The sequence below is a fragment of the Arthrobacter sp. ZGTC412 genome (assembly GCF_002929215.1).
Taxonomy (GTDB): Bacteria; Actinomycetota; Actinomycetes; order Actinomycetales; family Micrococcaceae; genus Arthrobacter.
In genome coordinates this window covers 225720-243121 of record NZ_PJII01000005.1, presented here as the reverse complement: position 1 = coordinate 243121, position 17402 = coordinate 225720, and the positions used below count along the sequence as shown (strand labels likewise).

14 protein-coding genes, 1 tRNA gene and 1 pseudogene are annotated in these 17402 nt (G+C 62.4%); 10 read left to right on the top strand and 6 right to left on the bottom strand.

Annotated features, from left to right (window positions below; all coding sequences use genetic code 11):
- From CXQ88_RS22105 to CXQ88_RS09360, 3 genes are all read right to left on the bottom strand, one after another.
- Positions 1-185: hypothetical protein (locus CXQ88_RS22105; protein WP_373637737.1), on the bottom strand; the 185-nt coding region annotated here is incomplete at its 3' end.
- Positions 186-1560: 1375 nt separating this feature from the next.
- A complete protein-coding gene (locus tag CXQ88_RS09365; protein ID WP_104043874.1) occupies positions 1561-2676 on the bottom strand; it encodes a M20/M25/M40 family metallo-hydrolase in 1116 nt (371 codons plus the stop codon).
- A 563-nt stretch (positions 2677-3239) separates the two neighbouring features.
- On the bottom strand, positions 3240-3662 hold the full coding sequence (locus CXQ88_RS09360; protein ID WP_104043873.1) for an Hsp20/alpha crystallin family protein: 423 nt from the start codon (positions 3660-3662) through the stop codon (positions 3240-3242).
- A 289-nt stretch (positions 3663-3951) separates the two neighbouring features.
- On the opposite strand from CXQ88_RS09360, the gene CXQ88_RS21535 reads away from it, so the two are divergent.
- Positions 3952-4185 carry a hypothetical protein gene (locus CXQ88_RS21535; RefSeq protein ID WP_146069176.1) on the top strand — a complete coding sequence of 78 codons (234 nt, stop codon included), beginning with the start codon at positions 3952-3954 and terminating at the stop codon, positions 4183-4185.
- A gap of 1896 nt (positions 4186-6081) precedes the next feature.
- On the opposite strand, the pseudogene CXQ88_RS22275 reads toward CXQ88_RS21535, so the two are convergent.
- Both CXQ88_RS22275 and CXQ88_RS22840 read right to left on the bottom strand, forming a co-directional pair.
- Positions 6082-6227: pseudogene (locus CXQ88_RS22275) on the bottom strand (IS110 family transposase); the annotation flags it as partial.
- Between the two features lie 548 nt (positions 6228-6775).
- Positions 6776-6937 carry a hypothetical protein gene (locus tag CXQ88_RS22840; protein ID WP_441296479.1) on the bottom strand — a complete coding sequence of 54 codons (162 nt, stop codon included), beginning with the start codon at positions 6935-6937 and terminating at the stop codon, positions 6776-6778.
- Here CXQ88_RS22840 and CXQ88_RS22835 point away from each other — a divergent pair.
- The 3 genes from CXQ88_RS22835 to CXQ88_RS09345 all read left to right on the top strand — a co-directional run bounded on the left by CXQ88_RS22835 (position 6872) and on the right by CXQ88_RS09345 (position 9227).
- The gene (locus tag CXQ88_RS22835; protein ID WP_441296480.1) at positions 6872-7027 is read left to right on the top strand and encodes a recombinase family protein; all 156 of its coding nucleotides are present in this window, start codon (positions 6872-6874) and stop codon (positions 7025-7027) included. The genes CXQ88_RS22840 and CXQ88_RS22835 overlap by 66 nt on opposite strands.
- 363 nt (positions 7028-7390) lie before the next feature.
- Positions 7391-8518: an L-talarate/galactarate dehydratase gene (locus CXQ88_RS09350; protein WP_104043872.1), complete on the top strand. Its 1128-nt coding sequence runs from the start codon at positions 7391-7393 to the stop codon at positions 8516-8518.
- A 10-nt stretch (positions 8519-8528) separates the two neighbouring features.
- On the top strand, positions 8529-9227 hold the full coding sequence (locus tag CXQ88_RS09345) for a FadR/GntR family transcriptional regulator (protein WP_104043871.1): 699 nt from the start codon (positions 8529-8531) through the stop codon (positions 9225-9227).
- Positions 9228-9368: 141 nt separating this feature from the next.
- On the opposite strand, the gene CXQ88_RS09340 is transcribed toward CXQ88_RS09345, so the two are convergent.
- Positions 9369-9451, bottom strand: a tRNA-Leu gene (locus CXQ88_RS09340).
- 375 nt (positions 9452-9826) lie between these two features.
- On the opposite strand from CXQ88_RS09340, the gene CXQ88_RS09335 reads away from it, so the two are divergent.
- From CXQ88_RS09335 to CXQ88_RS09310, 6 genes are read left to right on the top strand one after another with little or no spacing between them, the layout of a single operon-like run.
- Positions 9827-10570 carry an FhaA domain-containing protein gene (locus CXQ88_RS09335; RefSeq protein WP_104043870.1) on the top strand — a complete coding sequence of 248 codons (744 nt, stop codon included), beginning with the start codon at positions 9827-9829 and terminating at the stop codon, positions 10568-10570.
- Positions 10567-11049, top strand: a complete 483-nt coding sequence (locus CXQ88_RS09330; RefSeq protein ID WP_104043869.1) for an FHA domain-containing protein FhaB/FipA — start codon at positions 10567-10569, stop codon at positions 11047-11049. The genes CXQ88_RS09335 and CXQ88_RS09330 overlap by 4 nt, the downstream gene beginning before the upstream one ends.
- Before the next feature lie 59 nt (positions 11050-11108).
- A complete protein-coding gene (locus CXQ88_RS09325; protein WP_104043906.1) occupies positions 11109-12812 on the top strand; it encodes a PP2C family protein-serine/threonine phosphatase in 1704 nt (567 codons plus the stop codon).
- Positions 12809-14206: an FtsW/RodA/SpoVE family cell cycle protein gene (locus CXQ88_RS09320; protein ID WP_104043868.1), complete on the top strand. Its 1398-nt coding sequence runs from the start codon at positions 12809-12811 to the stop codon at positions 14204-14206. Before CXQ88_RS09325 ends, CXQ88_RS09320 begins: the two co-directional genes overlap by 4 nt.
- The gene (locus tag CXQ88_RS09315) at positions 14203-15663 is read left to right on the top strand and encodes a peptidoglycan D,D-transpeptidase FtsI family protein (protein WP_104043867.1); all 1461 of its coding nucleotides are present in this window, start codon (positions 14203-14205) and stop codon (positions 15661-15663) included. Before CXQ88_RS09320 ends, CXQ88_RS09315 begins: the two co-directional genes overlap by 4 nt.
- A complete protein-coding gene (locus CXQ88_RS09310; protein WP_104043866.1) occupies positions 15660-17402 on the top strand; it encodes a serine/threonine-protein kinase in 1743 nt (580 codons plus the stop codon). The genes CXQ88_RS09315 and CXQ88_RS09310 overlap by 4 nt, the downstream gene beginning before the upstream one ends.

Genomic DNA, 17402 nt, shown 5'->3' with positions numbered 1-17402 from the left:
GGGTCTTTATTCACGGTGCCGGCGACCGCCCGGGTGGCTTCTTCGGCATGGTCGTTTTGAATCAGGACCGCTACGTCTTGGACCTTGGACCGTAGCAGGCTGTCAGTACTGGAAACGAGCGCCGACCCCAGTGTCTGGAGCAGCAGTAACCCTCCGGTCAGCATGGCGACGGCGACGACGGCCACCGCCGCCACAGTGGATTGCCATCGGAGTCCGCGCCGCACCCCACGCTTTCGCCGTGTTTTCTCTAGTACCCGCATCGGAAGCGCAGCGGCGGACTACGGATTCGGTTGAACCATAGTCCAAGGATTCAACCTGAACCGTCCCGATGCAATGAGAGCCTATGCCGTTCTCAGGTTCCTCTCATGAGCCTGGCCGCAGTATGGAAGGGAACGGTTCGGCGACGGAGTACGGCGGAATTACCAGTGTCAAAGTGGCTCACTTTTCAGCCCGCGAAAGCGCTCACCTTTTGACCATCCCTGACAATTCATGAAGTACCGGCAAGAGAGGAAGTTTGGAAATAGATACTTCGAACCAGTGTACGGTTGCTGGCTGCGGGGAGGCAGGAGTGACGTTATCGCCTCATCACGACCTGTTTGGACCAATTACTTTTGACCGACTAGCGGCTCGACCGATGGAACTTGCCTGTCCGCTTCATAGTGAACTCATGTGGGGTCTATATAGGAAGCAGGTAAGTGCAGCCATGATGAGTGCTTCCCGACGCGGAACTGCTGCTGCGCCTACTGATTCTGTGGCAAGGGTTTCCTGGTGTCTCAATTCCCACAATGACCCCACATCAAAAGCAATCGCGTCTCTACTGGCACTGGGAGAGAGCGCATGAATGCTCTTCACCCCTGGAGCCCGCTTCGGCATGTCTTTTGCGGCGGCGTGAAAATAGGACACGGAGAACTGGAATGTGGACGGCGGGCCTACCGAAGCTAACCAAGCTGGGTCAAAAGTCATTGTTCGCCTTCAGGGGCCGAGTTATGTTCGACGCATGAAAATGGGGTCCTACTTCGTTTACAAGCAGGGCCCCGCTCCTCGGTGCCACCAATGTGCTTATGGCTGCCGTCCTGCTCACCGGTTGCAACTCCCCCGCCGGTACAGCCCACGACTCGGCACCGGCGGCCAGTGCCAGCGCTGACACCAGCGCCGTCGCCGCGCCAACGGATAGGTGGAAGTCGGGTCGTACCGCGCGCGCCGGCGAGCACCGCCTGCTCGAAGTCGTGGATGACGCCGTGGCGCCAGGTTACCCAGACTGCCATGAATTTACGTCTTGTTACCGGCTTGGCACTCCTGGTTGCCCTGCACGGATCCTAATTTTGGAACCTTTGAACAGCCTGTGAACTTGCATTAAGTGGCAAGGCCGCAGGCAGCTGCCGGCGGAAGCCGAATCGAACGCCGCCTTTAGTGGGCAGCAAAGCATTGCGAATTCATCTGCGCCTCCACCCCAAGGGACATACCGTTAAGGAACTCAGCCAGGCAACCCAAATTGGAAAACCCTTGTGCGGGAAGCAGAGACCGGACGCGTTCCGGCACCACACGGTCCACCCGTGCTGGTTATCCCTGCTGGGCCATGGCGAAGGACACGGTGGCGAAGGCGAGGGCGCCCGACATGTCCTCGAGCAGTTCCGGGTTGATGTTTTTGATGGTGTCGCAGGCCTTGTGGTAGCAGGAATCAAGGTCCTCTCCGGCCTCACCGCCGTAGGCCTGTGCCTGGGCGTTGGTTTTGCGTTCCACGTCGCCGGAGAACAGCCCCCCGCTTGGGATCCCAACCTTCACGAACGGTCCGTAGTCGGATCCACCGTCGAAGACTGTGCTTTCCGCTGGCAGAGAGTTCTCCCTAAAGTAGCGGGAGAAGACGTCCTCTATTTCTTCCGAACCACCCGGGCCGGCGTCCCCGAAATCGGACCCGTCGCCGTCGTGGAAGGACCTCACACCGTTAGGCGAGGCCGCCATGTCCACATTCAGGTATGCCGCAGTCCTGCGGATCTCGGTTTTGCTCAATTCCTGGACGTAATGCCGGGAACCATCAAAGTCATTCTCTTCAGCTGCCCAGAACGCGAAGCGGACCCTGTTCGCCGGCTTGATCCCGGACTCCTTCATCCACCGGGCGGTTTCCAGTACTGCCGCGACGCCGCTGCCATTGTCGTTGATTCCCGGGCCGCGTCGCACGGAGTCCAAATGCCCTCCCACGACAATCGTGTAGTCGGCACTGCCCTCGGTGTCGGCGAGGATGTTGAAGGACTCTAGGGTCTCGTCATCGCGCTGGTAGCTGAACGTCTGCCGGACGGGTGAATACCCCGCGGCGCGCAGCTGCTCTTCGATGTAACGGGCTGAGTTCTCGTACCCGGACGTGCCGGAGGCGCGGTTGCCGCCATTCTCATCGGCGACGCGCTGCAGCGCCTTGAGGTGGTTCATCATGCCCCGGCCCCTGAAGGCCTCCAGTACAGTCCGGGCGTCCGTGCCTTCCGGCACCGGACCGGCGCCCGGGGTGATGAAATCCGGGCGGTCACCGGTACATCCGGCCAGAAGACCGAACAAAACCACAACAGCTGCAGCCGCGGCCGCCACCCGTGCGCGGTGTCGTCGGTGGGCCTGGGCGGCGTTCCAATCCTTGAAGGCTTTCAGCCGCATGTTCCGGGCGACATCGCTGGTGTCGGGCATCTCTGCCATCCAATCCGTGACGCCGCTCCGGTGACGCTAACCGCGTGAGGTTACGCCTCTGGAGCGGGAGCTGGCCGCCGGGCTTCGCCTTACATGCGGGTTACGCTGGCCCGCCCGACGTCCCGGCCGGAACAAGTCATGAGGTCTGGCGAGCCGGTCAGGTGCAGACAGCGTAAAGCCGCCACCTTGAAGAAGGCTGTGAAATTAAACCGAGGCCCAAAGCAGCCGCTGCCCGGCATGGGCAGAGAGTCAGCGACAGGCAACAGGCCGCGGTCCGGTCTTCAAGGGGCGCCAACGCCTGATCACCACCCCATTCACCGGGCTGGAGGACGGAAGCTGGAAAGGCGCTGGAGCGTCCGGAATCCGGGTCCAGTAGACAAAGGACCCAAGCTTGCCTGCGCCTACTGCCGTGCGCGGCAGCATCCGAAGAATTCGCCCCAGCTCAGTAAGGGGGACGGCCTCGGGAAAGGTGTTTATGCCCTGATGCTGCGCATCCGAAACTCAGCGTCGCTGCTCCTGATGGGAAGCAAACCGCCCTTTAGGCAGCCCGGCTTCAGCATCCTCCCGTTCTGTTAGGCGCTAATCTGCTGCGCGCCGTCTCCGGAGGTGATTTCGATCTTCCGAGGCTGGGCTTTCTGAGCTACCGGGATGCGGATTGTGAGGACGCCGCTGTCATAACCGGCCTTCACACCTTCGGTATCCAGCGCTTCGCCGAGGATCAGCTGGCGACTAAAGACACCACGCGGGCGCTCCGCAGCAATTAATTCCAGACCTTCGCCAGTGGCTACCTGACGCTCGGCGCGGATGTTCAGGACATTCTGCTCAACGTTTACATCGATCGACTCAGTCTCAACGCCGGGCAGATCAACCGCGACCACGAATTCATCACCATCACGCCAGGCATCCAAAGCCATTGCGGCAGGGTGGGCCGCAGTGCCCAGCACCTGCTGCGTCAACCGGCCCAACTGGCGGAACGAATCGCTCATCATCAACATGACATACCTCCTTTGATCATCAACAACTGACAGGATCTATATCCGTTGATACAGATTTTCTAGCATCCTGAGTATAAGTTTGCAAGATGTTTTGGGGAAAGACAGCCGTCGTCCAACAGCGAAACGGCGCAGCGGGCGGCGCCGGACCTGGAAGCTTCCGGACTTTCGGCGATGCCTGCTGGCTGGCCGCCAACACCCGACTTCGGGCACACGAAGGGACCCACTCGAAGTAGCATCCATAAATGCGTGAGCACCGCGCACTTTTAGCGCAGCACCCCCGTGAGGGAAAATGCGCAGCCGTGGCCGCAGCCGGGCATCGCGGCCGTTCATCTTCTACAACGTCTCGCTATGGGCGTCAGGTAGTCCTCTTCGTCATCGAAAGGGGCGCCAGGGCCTGTTCGACCAGGTCTGCCTCCGCGGCGTTTCCTTCCGCCACGCCCGCTATCCCCGCATGGCCTGGACTGCCGGGTCGCACATCCGTGTGCTGCTCGAGGACGTCCGCCTCGGTGGCATCGTCAGGTAGCGAGCCCACAATACCGAACCCCTCAGAACCCTCAGGCAGGCACCGGGTAGTCCGACCGGGTGACGGGCTCAGGCAGCCAATGAAATTCGAGGCCAGGTTACGATATAGCGCAACTGTTAAGTGCCCACTGGCTGTGGTAAACATTCGTACCCGTCCAATGGAGTTGATTCAGCACGGTATAGGTGCCAGAAGGCAATCGATCGAAAGGTACGAAAATTAATTGCCCGTGTCCCGAACTGTTGCGCCAGCCACCGTTTACCCCCTGGCTTATGCCATAACTGCTAACGTAGGCATATGCGGGCCAATTGAACAGAGGCGTCCATTTGATATAGTGCTGCCCGTTCCACCTATAGAGTACAGGATTCCACTTCACGACCTGACCGTTTGCGAAAGTGCTGGGATATGAGGACACAACTTGGCGGGGCGGGTAGGAGCGCACACGCCCAAAGCTCCCGATATAACCGCAGTCGATGCCTCGTACCTCATGAAAAGGATCACCGTGAGCCTCGGCTTTGTCACCCGGACTCAGAGTGAGCCCTGCGAAGACAAGGACCCCAACCGAGATGTGCGCAGTCAGAACTTTCCACGAATGCGACTTATAATTGCGTTCCATTCCTGTTTCCTGAGATTAGGATGTGGCTCAATAGCGGACTGTAGAAAAGGGCTTGCACGGTGTGCTTTGTTGAGTCACGCCTTTAAGATGGAAGAGGGGGCATAACCAGATGTTATATGCGAGCGTGGGCTTTCTTAGGCCGAGCTCCTTCGATTGTCTCAGAGCGCCCAGGATGACGAGCGAACAGTTATGCTGCCCGGTGCGAGGTGGCAGGGCAGCATAACTGCCCACCTCGTGCCGGTCAATTAGGAGCAGCTATACGAGGATTGGCCGTGGGAGCCGAGCGTACAAGTCATTGAGCGAGAGTTCGAGTACACGCCATCCTTGTACCACCACGCTACAACCCTGGCGTGCGTGAAGGTCTTTGGGCTGGCATAATCCAACTTCCACCGTTTACTCTGCGTACGATACTGGTTATTCAACCAAGTAGTTCCTGCCACTACCCATTGCCGCGTCGAAGAGTTCCAGTACTGCGTGGACAGGTAGAGCCACTCCCCGTGAGGGGCGGCCTGCATGGATGCGAAATTTGTTGCCTCCCAGGCAAGGCAGCTGTGAGCGTGCCCGTGGAGCTCGGGGTAGAATCTGACTCGGGTGCCGCGCACGCCTCCGCCTTCTACCGGAACATAAAACTGCATTGCTTTTGATCCGGCAGCGTACTTGTCATACGAACCGTATGGGCTGGGATTTCGATTTTCGAAATAGCAGCTAGTGTGGTGGGCACTAGCAGGGCCAGCGCCCGTAAAAGCCGAAATTACGAGAGCAGCGCTGGCCAGCGTGGCAAAGACGCCCCCTCGGTGGTTCACCGAACTTATGTCTCGCACAATGCCCCTCCGTGTGACTTGTGCTCTGGATTCCAAGAGTAAGCCTTCCGACTGTGGTCGGTCAGGAGCGCGGGGACTACTGCAGTAGGTCATCGTCCGAGCACTCCTTCAAGTCATCCGGAATTGCCCTCTCGTACGTTCCTGTTCTCTCGTACGTTCCTGTTATTGAACCTTGTGCAACTGTCAGGAAATCCTGCGGGGAGACCAGACGTTTGCTTAGGAGAATCCATGGTTCCCGAGCTGGTCACGGATTTGTGTTCTGATCAGCAACACTTGTCTTCTGATCAGCCAAGATTGTCGCGCTTCCAGGTTGGCCCAGACGATTGTTCTTTGAAGGCAAAGTTCAGAACGCTTTGCTCGTTGAAAGATCATGACAATCAATGCGTTGAGTAAAGGAAGTTCTATAATTGAACCCCTCAGGCAGCGCTGCGTCAAGTGGCAAACAGGCACATTGGCTAAGTGTCAAGCGAAGTCCAGGCCTTCAGATGGAGAATTGTGCGTCCGATAAATGAGGCGGGCCATGTAGCGTTTGATGCAGTGGCGGATTTCCTTGGCGGTGCGACCTTCAGCACGTCGTTTTCCACGTACTCACGGCCTTGGGCATCATGGTTATCCTCGTTACCACGACCATACGAAGTGCGCTGATCGGCCTGATTTGGCTCACAGGTCGTGGCTTCGCCATTGGCCAGGCTCTCCTAAATGCGGTGATGTGGAACGATTGGTGCACGCCGCCGGGTTCGGAACCTAGTCTCCGCTGTCCATCCATCAGGGGTGTCGACGCCGCTCTCTCGGCCTCCTACCCGGCCCGTCAAGCGACGCTGAGCTGACAATGTCCCAAAGCAAATTGGATCGGCCAACCGCCTGACCGCTGCGCCAGGTCAGGCAGGCTTCAAACGAGTCGTTGCATGGCGGTATTCAGCCGAATTTGACCAAGCTTCCGCCGGAGACCGTATGGTGGCCTCTTCAGTTGTGTGCCGTAGTTGCACCGGTGCACTAGTGCAACTACGGCACACCCCAACCTGACGTCAGGCACCCTTCGAATCGGTTGTCAGAATAGGACCTGCTCCGCCGTTTCTAGACAGTTTATTGAGGCATTCATAGATTTCATCCTGACACCTTCTGCGTAGGAGACTTTGGTGGCAGGTCAACGAATTGGTTATACAAGGGTCAGCACCCTGGACCAGAACGCCAAGCCCAGCTGGACGGCGAGGCCCTGGACAGGACCTTCAGCGACAAGACCGCCGGCCAACACATTGCCAAGCCACAGCTGGCCGAACTGATGCGCTTCACCCGCGACGGAGACACCGTCGTGGTCCACAGCTTGGACCGGCTCGCGCGGAGTGAGGATGACCTGCGCTCATGGGGTCCAGACGTTGACCAGTGCAGGTGTGCGCGTGGAGTTCGTTAAGGATTAGGCGAGGAACCCCCGTAGCCAACCGGTGATGTGCACCTGCGCCGAATTCGAACGGGCATTCATTAGGGAACGCCATCGCGGGAGCATCACCTTGGCCCGGCAGCGAGGCATGCCGCGGACGCAAGAAGACCCTCACTCCTGAGCGCGCAGCGGAGATGGTTCGGAGCGCGGCAGACGGAGTGCCGGAAGCCGCACTGGCCGGGGATCATGGAATCAGAAGGGCCTACCAATACTGCGCCAATGCAAGAAGTAAGGGGCAGCGCCAGCTTGACCACGCACCCACTTGTAATACAAGTTCCACACTTATATTATAAGAGTGCGGGCGAAGAAGCCCGGCGCCCGCCCAAAGGAGAACCCATGAGTACCGTCGACCTGATCCGGCACGTCAAACTGTCCACCGCCAAGCTTCCCCTCGCCGTTCCCATCAGCGACGCCAAAGTCTTCACCGGGCGGCAGAAGCCCATGACGGAAGTAGTCTTCCTCTTCGCAGAGATCACCACCGAACTGGGTCATACCGGGATCGGCTTCAGCTACTCCAAGCGCGCCGGCGGTCCCGCACAGTATGCACACGCCAAGGAAGTGGCCGAGGGCATCATCGGCGAGGACCCCAACGATATCGCCAAAATTTACACCAAGCTGCTCTGGGCAGGCGCCTCCGTGGGCCGGTCCGGCGTCGCCACCCAGGCCCTCGCCGCCATCGACATTGCCCTCTACGACCTCAAGGCCAAGCGCGCGGGCCTGCCACTGGCCAAGTTCCTGGGCTCCTACCGCGATTCCGTCCAGACCTACAACACCTCCGGCGGCTTCCTCAACGCCACCCTGGACGAAGTGAAGGCACGCGCCACCCAGTCCATCGAAGAAGGCATCGGCGGCATCAAGATCAAAGTAGGCCTCCCGGACAGCAAAGAGGACCTGCGCCGCGTCGCCGGTATCCGCGAACATATCAGCTGGGACATCCCGCTCATGGTGGACGCCAACCAGCAGTGGGACCGCGCCACCGCCCTGCGCATGGGCCGCCAGCTCGAGGAATTCAACCTCATCTGGATCGAAGAACCCCTGGACGCCTACGACTTCGAAGGCCACGCCCATCTGGCGAACGTACTGGACACACCCATCGCCACGGGCGAAATGCTCGCCTCCGTGGCCGAGCACAAGGGACTTATCAACGCCAACGGCTGCGACATCATCCAGCCCGACGCACCCCGGGTCGGCGGCATCACCCAGTTCCTCCGCCTGGCCGCACTGGCGGACGAGCGCGGACTCGGTCTCGCTCCGCACTTCGCCATGGAGATCCACCTGCACCTGGCCGCGGCCTACCCGCGCGAGCCGTGGGTTGAGCACTTCGACTGGCTCGATCCCCTGTTCAACGAACGCCTCGAAACCAAGAATGGCCGCATGATCGTCCCGGACCGCCCCGGCCTCGGCGTTACGCTGAGCGACCAGGCACGCGCGTGGACCACCGAGTCTGTGGAGTTCGGCGCGTAACCTTGTTGCCATGAGCCGGAACCTCACCGCGGACCTCGCCGCCGACCTTCGCACCCGCATCGTCGACGGCGCCATCCAGCCGGGCGAGAAGCTCCCCAGCGAAAACACCCTCATCAGCGACTTCGGCGTGAGCCGGACCGTGGTGCGCGCCGCCCTGACCCGGCTCCAGGCCGAGGGACTGGTTGAAACCGAACGGGGGCGAGGCAGCTTTGCCCTCACACCGCCGTCGGACGGGCCCCAGGCAGCACCCGGGGTCCGTCCCGTGGCAACCATGGAGGACCGGCTCCATCTGCTCGAGTTCCGGATGGGCGTGGAGGCTGAGGCTGCGGCGCTTGCGGCGCGGAACCACACCGACCGGCAGCTGCGGGCGGTGACGGCGGCACTTGAGGAGTTCACCGCCAGCGCCGGCCATCCCGCGCATGCCATGAAGTCGGACTTCGAGTTCCACCGGGCCGTGGCCGCCGCCTCCGGCAACCCCTTCTACTCCGACTGCCTGGCTGCCTTGGGCCAGACGATGATCGCGATGCCGCGCACCCGGCTGATGACCGGCGTCGAACACTACGCCCGCGACCACTTCGACCAGGTGGTCCAGGAGCACCGTTCCATCTCCGAGGCCATCGCGGACGGAGACGAAGCCGCCGCGGCAGCTGCCATGCGCAGCCATCTGGCCAACTCACGACGGCGGTTCAAGGCTTCCGCGAGGCCGTAACCTGCGTGCCCCCGCGCAATCAGCGCCAAGACCTAAGCTTGTTCACGGATCAGAACCTTCAAGGCGCCGATCCGCGAACAAGCCAAGGACCACGGGTTAAGCAAAAGAGCCCCGGTCTGTTGACCGGGGCTCTCATTTGCGTGCGCGAGGGGGGATTTGAACCCCCACACCCTTTCGGATACTGGCACCTGAAGCCAGCGCGTCTGCCGTTCCGCCACTCGCGCGCAACTTCCCTCACCGAATCCCGGCCGGTTTCCCGAACCACAACCCTGTGAAAGCAGCGAGATCAAGCATAACGGACATTGACCGGAAAACACCAATTGAGGTCCCAGGGCCCTGCCAAGCGCCACCAAGCCGAGACCAGGGCCAGACCTGCGCGTGGGCTTCAACCGCAAGCAGCCGGGCACCGCAGTCAGCCCGAAACCGAACTTTTGGCAGCGCCCGGCCGTTGTGGATTAAGGTCATTCACGGGCCTGCCCAGTAGTATCTGATGTAGGAGTGACTGCTGCACGCAGGCACACCGGCGGCTTAAGAACATCACTGCAAGTGAACTTACGGAACGAAAACTGCCCCGCAGCCGGGGGGAAAGGAGAAGAACCATGGGTCTGCTGGACAAAGTCGAGCGCGGCATCGAAAAGGCCGTCCGAGGTGTCTTCTCCACCGGCTCGCGCAACCAGGTTGAACCCGTGGAGATCGCCAGCAGGTTGCGCCGGGAAGTAGACCACAGGTCCCTTACCGTTGCTGCGGGCCGCACCTTGGTGCCCAACGTTTTTGATGTCCAACTCAGCGATGACGACTTCAAACGGGCCCAGGAATGGGGCACGCCGCTGGCCGAAGAACTTTGCGACGTCGTCATCAACCACGTCCGCAGCCAGGGCTACACCCTGCAGGGTTCGGTACGGATCTCCTTCCGGCGTGACGCCGACCTGCGGGCCGGCGACTTCGAAATTGTCTCCTCAACGGAGAAATCCAAGGGCGCTCCCGGCGGCACTCCGCCCCGCCCCAACCTTCCTGCCGCTCCCAGCCGTCAGCCCGTCCGCCTGCAGCCGATCCTGGACATCGACGGTCAGCGGTATTCACTCAACGCCCCGTCCATCGTGCTGGGCAGGTCCTCCGAAGCGGACATCCTGGTCGAGGACACGGGCGTTTCCCGCCGGCACCTCGAGATCCGGACCGCCGACGGCGTCACCAGCGCAGTGGACATGGGTTCCACCAACGGGAGCTACGTGAACGGGCACAAGGTCTCCGGAAGCACCGAACTCACTGATGGCTCCACAATCACGATGGGACGGACAAAGATCATTTTCCGCCTGCTTCCTGCCGGCCCTGGCGGCCATGCATGAGTGAACTGACCATCACCGCCCTGCGGTTCGGCTTCCTGCTCCTGCTCTGGGTGCTGATCTTCAGCATCGTGTCCGCGATGCGGCGCGACCTCATGGTGGGCCGCAAGGCCGCAGCCGGCGCGCCAACAGCCCGTCAGGTCCGCAGGAATCCCGAACTTGCGGAAGAGCCGCAGCAGCCCGTAAAGCAGCAGGCCCGGCAACTGGTAGTTATCGAAGGCCCGCTCAAGGGACGGACACTCCCCTTGGCCGCAAGCCCCATCCTGCTGGGCCGTGCGCAGGAGGCCACCCTCGTCCTGGAGGACGACTACGCCTCCGGGCGTCACGCGAGGCTGTTCCCGCAGGGCACCCGCTGGTTTATCGAGGACCTTGGCTCCACCAACGGCACCTATTTGGCGGACCAGCAGCTTACCCGTGCCCTGCCCGTTGAGCTTGGCGTACCCGTGAGAATCGGCAAGACGGTCATCGAATTGAGGCCATAGCCGTGGCCGCCCCGCAAACCCCCGCCACCGAACCCAAGCCGGCGCAGCGGCCCCTCATCATGCGCTTCGCGGCGAGGTCCGACGTCGGCAAAATCCGCTCCAAAAACGACGATTCCGCTTATGTGGGGCGTCATCTGGCCGTAGTCGCCGATGGCATGGGCGGGCACGCGGGGGGCGACGTCGCCTCCGCAGCCACCGTCCTGGACATGATCCATTTGGACCGCGGCGACTACACCGGGGACGCGGCCACCACCCTGGCCGACGAGATCCAGACCGCCAACTCCCTGCTGTCCGAGCTTGTGCACATCAACCCCAAGCTGGCCGGCATGGGCACCACTGTCACGTCGCTCCTGCTCGCCGAGGGGAAGCTGCACTTTGCCCACATCGGTGACTCCCGGGCCTATCGTCTGCGAAACGGCGTATTTGAGCAGGTCAGTGTTGACCACACGTTCGTGCAAAGGCTCATCGACGAGGGGCGGCTCCGGCCCGAGGAAGCCGAAACCCACCCGCACAAAAACGTCCTGATGCGCGTCCTGGGTGACGTGGACGCCAGCCCTGAACTGGACCTGGATACTTTGGACGTGGAGCCGGGGGAACGCTGGCTCCTCTGCTCGGACGGCCTCAACTATGTCGCCGGGCATGCTGTTGAACGCACCGTGCGCGAAACCAAGGACCTCCGCGAGTGCGCGGAGACCCTCGTGGATCTCACCCTCGAGGCAGGCTCACCGGACAACGTCACCGTTGTGATGCTTGAAATCGTAGAAGAAACGCCCGACGACGTCAGTACAGCCGCCGTCGACGTCATTCCTTCCCACGAAGTCACCAAGGCCGCTGCCGTGGCTAAGAGCGCGGGTTCCCCCGCCGCCAGAGCGCCGGATTCGGTGGACGGTGGGAAGCCCGCTGCCGGCGATCCGGCGGCACCGCCCGCTGCCAACGCTTCAAACTCCGGCCCCGGCAAGGAACCGCCCGCACCGGAGCAAGGCGAAAGCAGCGGCAACTCAGATTCCTCTGCAGCCGGGGCAACAGACCCGCACCTCGGGGAGCACCTGTCTGCCGAAGTCCTCCGCGACGAACTTGCGTCCCGCCCACACGAACTCGTGGGAGCAGCCGCAGCAGCTGCGAAGTCCGGCTCCATTCCCACCATCGCCGGCCGCACCGTTGCCCGTCGCGCCGCCACCCTCCTCACACACAAGGCTGAACCGCAAACCAGCGATGCGGATGACGCCGTTGTACCACCCAGGCCCCGGCGGTGGCTGACCTGGTCCATTGCCGCGTCCGTGCTGGTGGTACTGACCATCGGGCTCTGGCTGGGGTACGCCTGGACGCAGACCCGCTACTACGTCGGCGAGTTCGATTCCCGCGTGGCTATTTTTAATGGCGTTTCCCAGCGTTTGGGTCCCATCCAGCTCTCCAGCCTCGAGACGGTCACGGGCATCCGGATGGATTCCCTTCCGCCGTTCTCGCAGCAACGGGTCCGCCAGACCGTACCTGCCCAGGACCTCTACGACGCCCAGCGGATCGTGAAGAACCTCGAACTGACCGGCACCACGTCGCCTGAGGAGGAGTGCGTACCGCCGTCGGCCTCTCCCGGCGCCTCCGCGTCCCCAAGCGCTCCGGCCACTTCTTCGGCCACTGCCACCCCTTCACCCAAGGCCTCGGCTACTTCTACGGGCACTGCAACCCCGACACCCAGCGTGTCGACCACTCCTGCGAGCCCGTCCCCTACAGCCAGTCCCACAGTTACCTGCGAGGTGGGCCAATGAGCCAGCTCAGTACCACGCCCAAGCCGCGCCGCAACGTGGAGCTTGCGTTGCTGCTTCTTGCCCTTGCAGTAGGCATCGGCGCCAACATGCTGGTGGGGGTGGACCAGGAGAAGGCCTTTGACTCGGACTTCTGGTTCCAGTCAGGCCTCCTCGCTGTCGCCGCCCTGGTATTCCACGGCGTGCTCCGCTTCCGTGCGAAATATGCTGATCCGGTAATACTTCCCTTGGTGGTGGCCTTGAACGGGGTCGGCCTGGCCATGATCCACCGGCTGGACCCGCCTGGAGACGATACCGGCAACAACCAGCTCCGCTGGACACTCATCGCCATGGCCGTGGCAATCGCCGTGATTTGGTTCCTTAAGGACCATCGCATTCTGCGCAGGTTTACCTTCATCTCGCTGGCCGCCAGCGCCCTGCTGCTGGTGCTGCCGCTGATTCCCGGAATCAGCGCGGGCGAGATCCTTGGCGCCCGGGTGTGGATCCGGCTCGGCCCCATGACGTTCCAGCCTGGTGAAGTAGCCAAAATCACCCTGGCCATATTCTTCGCCGGGTATCTGTCCTCGAACCGGGACCTGATCCTGCTGGCGGGTAGGAAAATCGGCCCACTGCAGTTCCCCCGTTTCAAGGACATGGGCCCAATGATCACGGCCTGGTTGGTGAGTATCGGGGTGCTCATTTTCCAGCGCGACCTCGGCTCATCCGTGCTCTTCTTCGGCCTGTTCATTGTCATGATCTACGTTGCAACCAGCCGCATCAGCTGGGTAGTAATTGGGTTGGCCCTCATCCTTGGTGGCGGATTCGCGGCGTCGCGGGTTTTCTCGCACGTTGAACTTCGCATCGACGGCTGGCTCAACGCGTTCACCGAAGAGGTCTACGGCCGTGCCCCGGGTGGCAGCCACCAGATCGTTCAGGGACTCTTCGGCATGGCCAATGGCGGCCTGGTGGGTACAGGCCTGGGCCAGGGCCGTCCGGACTTGGTTCCATTTGCCAACAGCGACATGATTATCGCCTCCCTCGGCGAGGAACTTGGGCTGATCGGACTTTTTGCCATCGTCCTGATGTACCTGCTGCTCTTTACCCGCGGCTTCCGCGCGGCCCTGGGCACCCGGGATGCGTTCGGCAAGCTCCTCGCCTGCGGCCTCTCCTTCGCCGTCGCGCTGCAGTGCTTCGTTGTCATCGGCGGCGTCACCCGGCTCATCCCGTTGACGGGCCTCACCACGCCGTTCCTGGCCGCCGGCGGTTCCTCCCTGCTGGCCAACTGGATCATCGTCGGCCTGCTCCTGATGATTTCCCACACCGCCCGCGGCCCGGTGGACACCACACCCCTGCCTGCCGCAAAGGGCGCAGAATCCACGGGCATTGATACTCCAACCGAGGCGGTGAAGCACCTGTGAACCAGGCAATACGGCATTCATGGGTAGCGGCGATTGCCATGTTCGCACTCATCTTCGGCGCCATCAGCTACGTCCAGGTGGTCGGCGCCGAGGAGCTTGAAAATAACCCCTGGAACCAGCGAGCCATCCTGCAGGACTACTGCAATGACCGCGGCGCCATCGTCGTGGCCGGAACTCCGGTAGCGGAATCGGTGGAGAGCGGTTCAGAGACCTGTGCGTTCCAGCGGACCTACCCGCAGCCAGAGCTGTACGCGGGGATCACCGGATACTTCTCACAGAACTATGGCGCAACCGGGCTGGAACAGGCCATGCGGGAGCAGTTGGCGGGAAACGCGGACCAACTATTCCTGGACCGGGTGGGCCAGCTTTTCCTGGGCAACCAGCCGAAGGGCGCCTCGGTGGAGCTCACCATCGATCCCGAGATCCAGCGGCTCGCCTACGATCTCATTCCGGACGGGCAGCGTGGCTCCATTGTGGTTACCAACCCGAGGACCGGCGCGATCCTGGCCATGGTGTCCAAGCCCTCCTACAACCCCAACCTCGTTGCCACCCAGAACCCCTCCGAAGAGTCAGCCAACATCAACGAACTTGTCAAAGTCCCCGGAATCAACCTGAACCCGAACGTCAGCGGACCCACCGGCGAACTGCTCGCCCCTGGCTCCGTTTTCAAACTCGTGGACATCGCTGCCGCCCTTGCCTCCGGCAAGTACAACAAGGACAGCGAACTACCCAACCCCGCTGAGATGCCCTTCCCCGGCATCCAGTACAAGCTTCCCAACTATGCCGGCGGCAACTGCTACACGCGGGACACCGCTGACTTCGCCTTCGCGCTGCAGCAGTCCTGCAACACACCCTTCGCCAGCATCGCCCTGGACCTTGGACGCGATGCGATCGCCGAGCAGGCCAAAAAGTTCGGATTTGCCGAGGACATGGGAGACCAGCTGAAGCTCGGCTACGCCCGGGGCAACGGATTCCCGGACGATCTCGACGAGCCGGGACTGGCCCAGTCCGCCATCGGTCAGCGGGACGTCCGGGCCACACCCCTGCAGGTCGCCATGATGACTGCGGCCATCGCCAACGACGGCGTACAGATGAGGCCCAACCTCATCAAGACCCTGCGTTCCCCGGACCTCCGGGTCATCGACGAACCGCAGCCTGAACAGCTGCGCACCTCCACCACCCCCGAGATCGCCAACCAGATCACGCAATGGATGACCAGCGCGGTCAGCGAGGGCATCGCCAACAGGGCAGCGGTGCCGGGCGTCGACGTGGCAGGCAAAACCGGAACTGCAGAGCTGGGCAATGGCGCGAACAACTCCTGGTTCACCGGCTTCGCCCCGGCAAACAATCCGCAGGTGGGTGTCACGATCGTTATGGAGGGCGTGGACATCAATACCGGCGCACAGCTTACGAGTCCGAACGCGAAGAGAATTTTTGAGGCGGTGTTGAATAAGTGAGGCCTACAACCGGAATCACCCTCGGCGGCAGATTCCAGCTGACCACGCGGATCGCGATTGGCGGTATGGGTGAAGTCTGGAAAGCCAAAGACCTCGTCCTCGGCCGCATCGTCGCCATCAAGGTGTTGAAAGAGGAGTACACGGGAGACCCCGGCTTCCTTCAGCGCTTCCGCGCCGAGGCCCGCCACACCGCCCTGCTCAACCACGTTGGCATTGCCAACGTCTTTGACTACGGCGAGGAAGAGGGCTCCGCCTACCTGGTTATGGAACTGGTTCCGGGCCAGCCGCTCAGCGCCATCATCGAACATGAGCAGGTGCTGTCCCCGGACCGCACCCTGTCCATCATCGCGCAGACTGCCCGCGCGCTCTCCGTCGCCCACGCCCAGGGACTGGTGCACCGCGACGTCAAGCCGGGAAACCTCCTGATCACCCCTGAAGGACGCGTAAAGGTCACCGACTTCGGCATCGCCCGCCTGGCTGACCAGGTGCCCCTTACCCAGACTGGCCAGGTCATGGGGACAGCGCAGTACCTGGCACCTGAGCAAGCCACGGGCCAGACGGCCACGGGCTCCTCGGACATCTACTCGCTGGGCGTCATCGGCTACGAATGCCTCTCGGGGCACCGGCCGTTCTCCGGTGAGTCCCAGATCGCCATCGCCCTCGCCCAGGTCAACGATGCGCCGCCGCCACTGCCGGAATCGCTGCCTACCCCGGTGCGCGCCCTCCTAATGTCCATGCTCGCCAAGGATCCGAAGAACCGGCCGGCCAACGCCATCAAGCTGGCAGAAGCAGCGGAAGCCATTCGGAACGGAGACGTGAGCGCCGCACGCGCTGCCGTCCCGGGCATGCTCCTGTTTGACGCTGACACGGGTCCCATCACAGCCCCCGTGGACACCGCAACTGCCCCTACCGGTGTTATCGGGTCCCAGCGGGACAGTTCGCCCACTCCCACCTCCGCGTTGCCGGTGTTCGGCGCTGGTGCTGCCGGTGCTGCAGCCGGAATGGCGGCAGGTGCTGGTGCTGCAGGGCCTTCGCCTGCGGATGCTGATGAACCCCAGGGTACGCTCGCCCGGGCCAATGCCCTCGCAGCCGAGCGGAAATGGGTTCCGGAAGAATCAACGTACGACGACGAGCCCGCCGATGAGCCCCGGCGCAAGGGCCGCAGCCCCTGGACCTGGCCCTTGATCGCCCTGGTCCTGCTGCTCCTGTTCGCGCTGGCCGGGTTCCTGGTGAACCAACTCGGAGTCTTCTCCCCGTCCGGCAATCCCTCGTCCAGTGCTCCCGCGACCAGCGCCCCAGCCACCTCGGCGACCCCCACTCGGACAACGCCGTCGGCCACACCCACCCAGACCCCCACCACACCCGAGCCCACCACCGCCCCGGTGCCGGAAACAGTGAACGTCATACCCGAGGCTTACCTGGGGAAGGACTACCGGACGGTTCAGTCCGAGCTGTCCGCGCTCAATCTAGATGTCACGGTGCAGCCCCAGGTTGATGCGAACTCCGCACCCAACTCGGTTATTGCCCTGTCCCGCTCGGGCCGGGTGGAAGTGGGCTCGCCGGTGACCATTACGTTTGCAGTGCCACCGTCGCCTGCTCCCACCACACCCGCTCCGGCACCGACGCCGACCCCGGCACCCACAACCTCCTCCGCAGCAGCAGCACCAACAGCACCGTCGCCACTCCCGAGTTGCGCCGCCGACGAGCAGCCGGGGCTGCCCCCGACCTGCCAGCCGTAA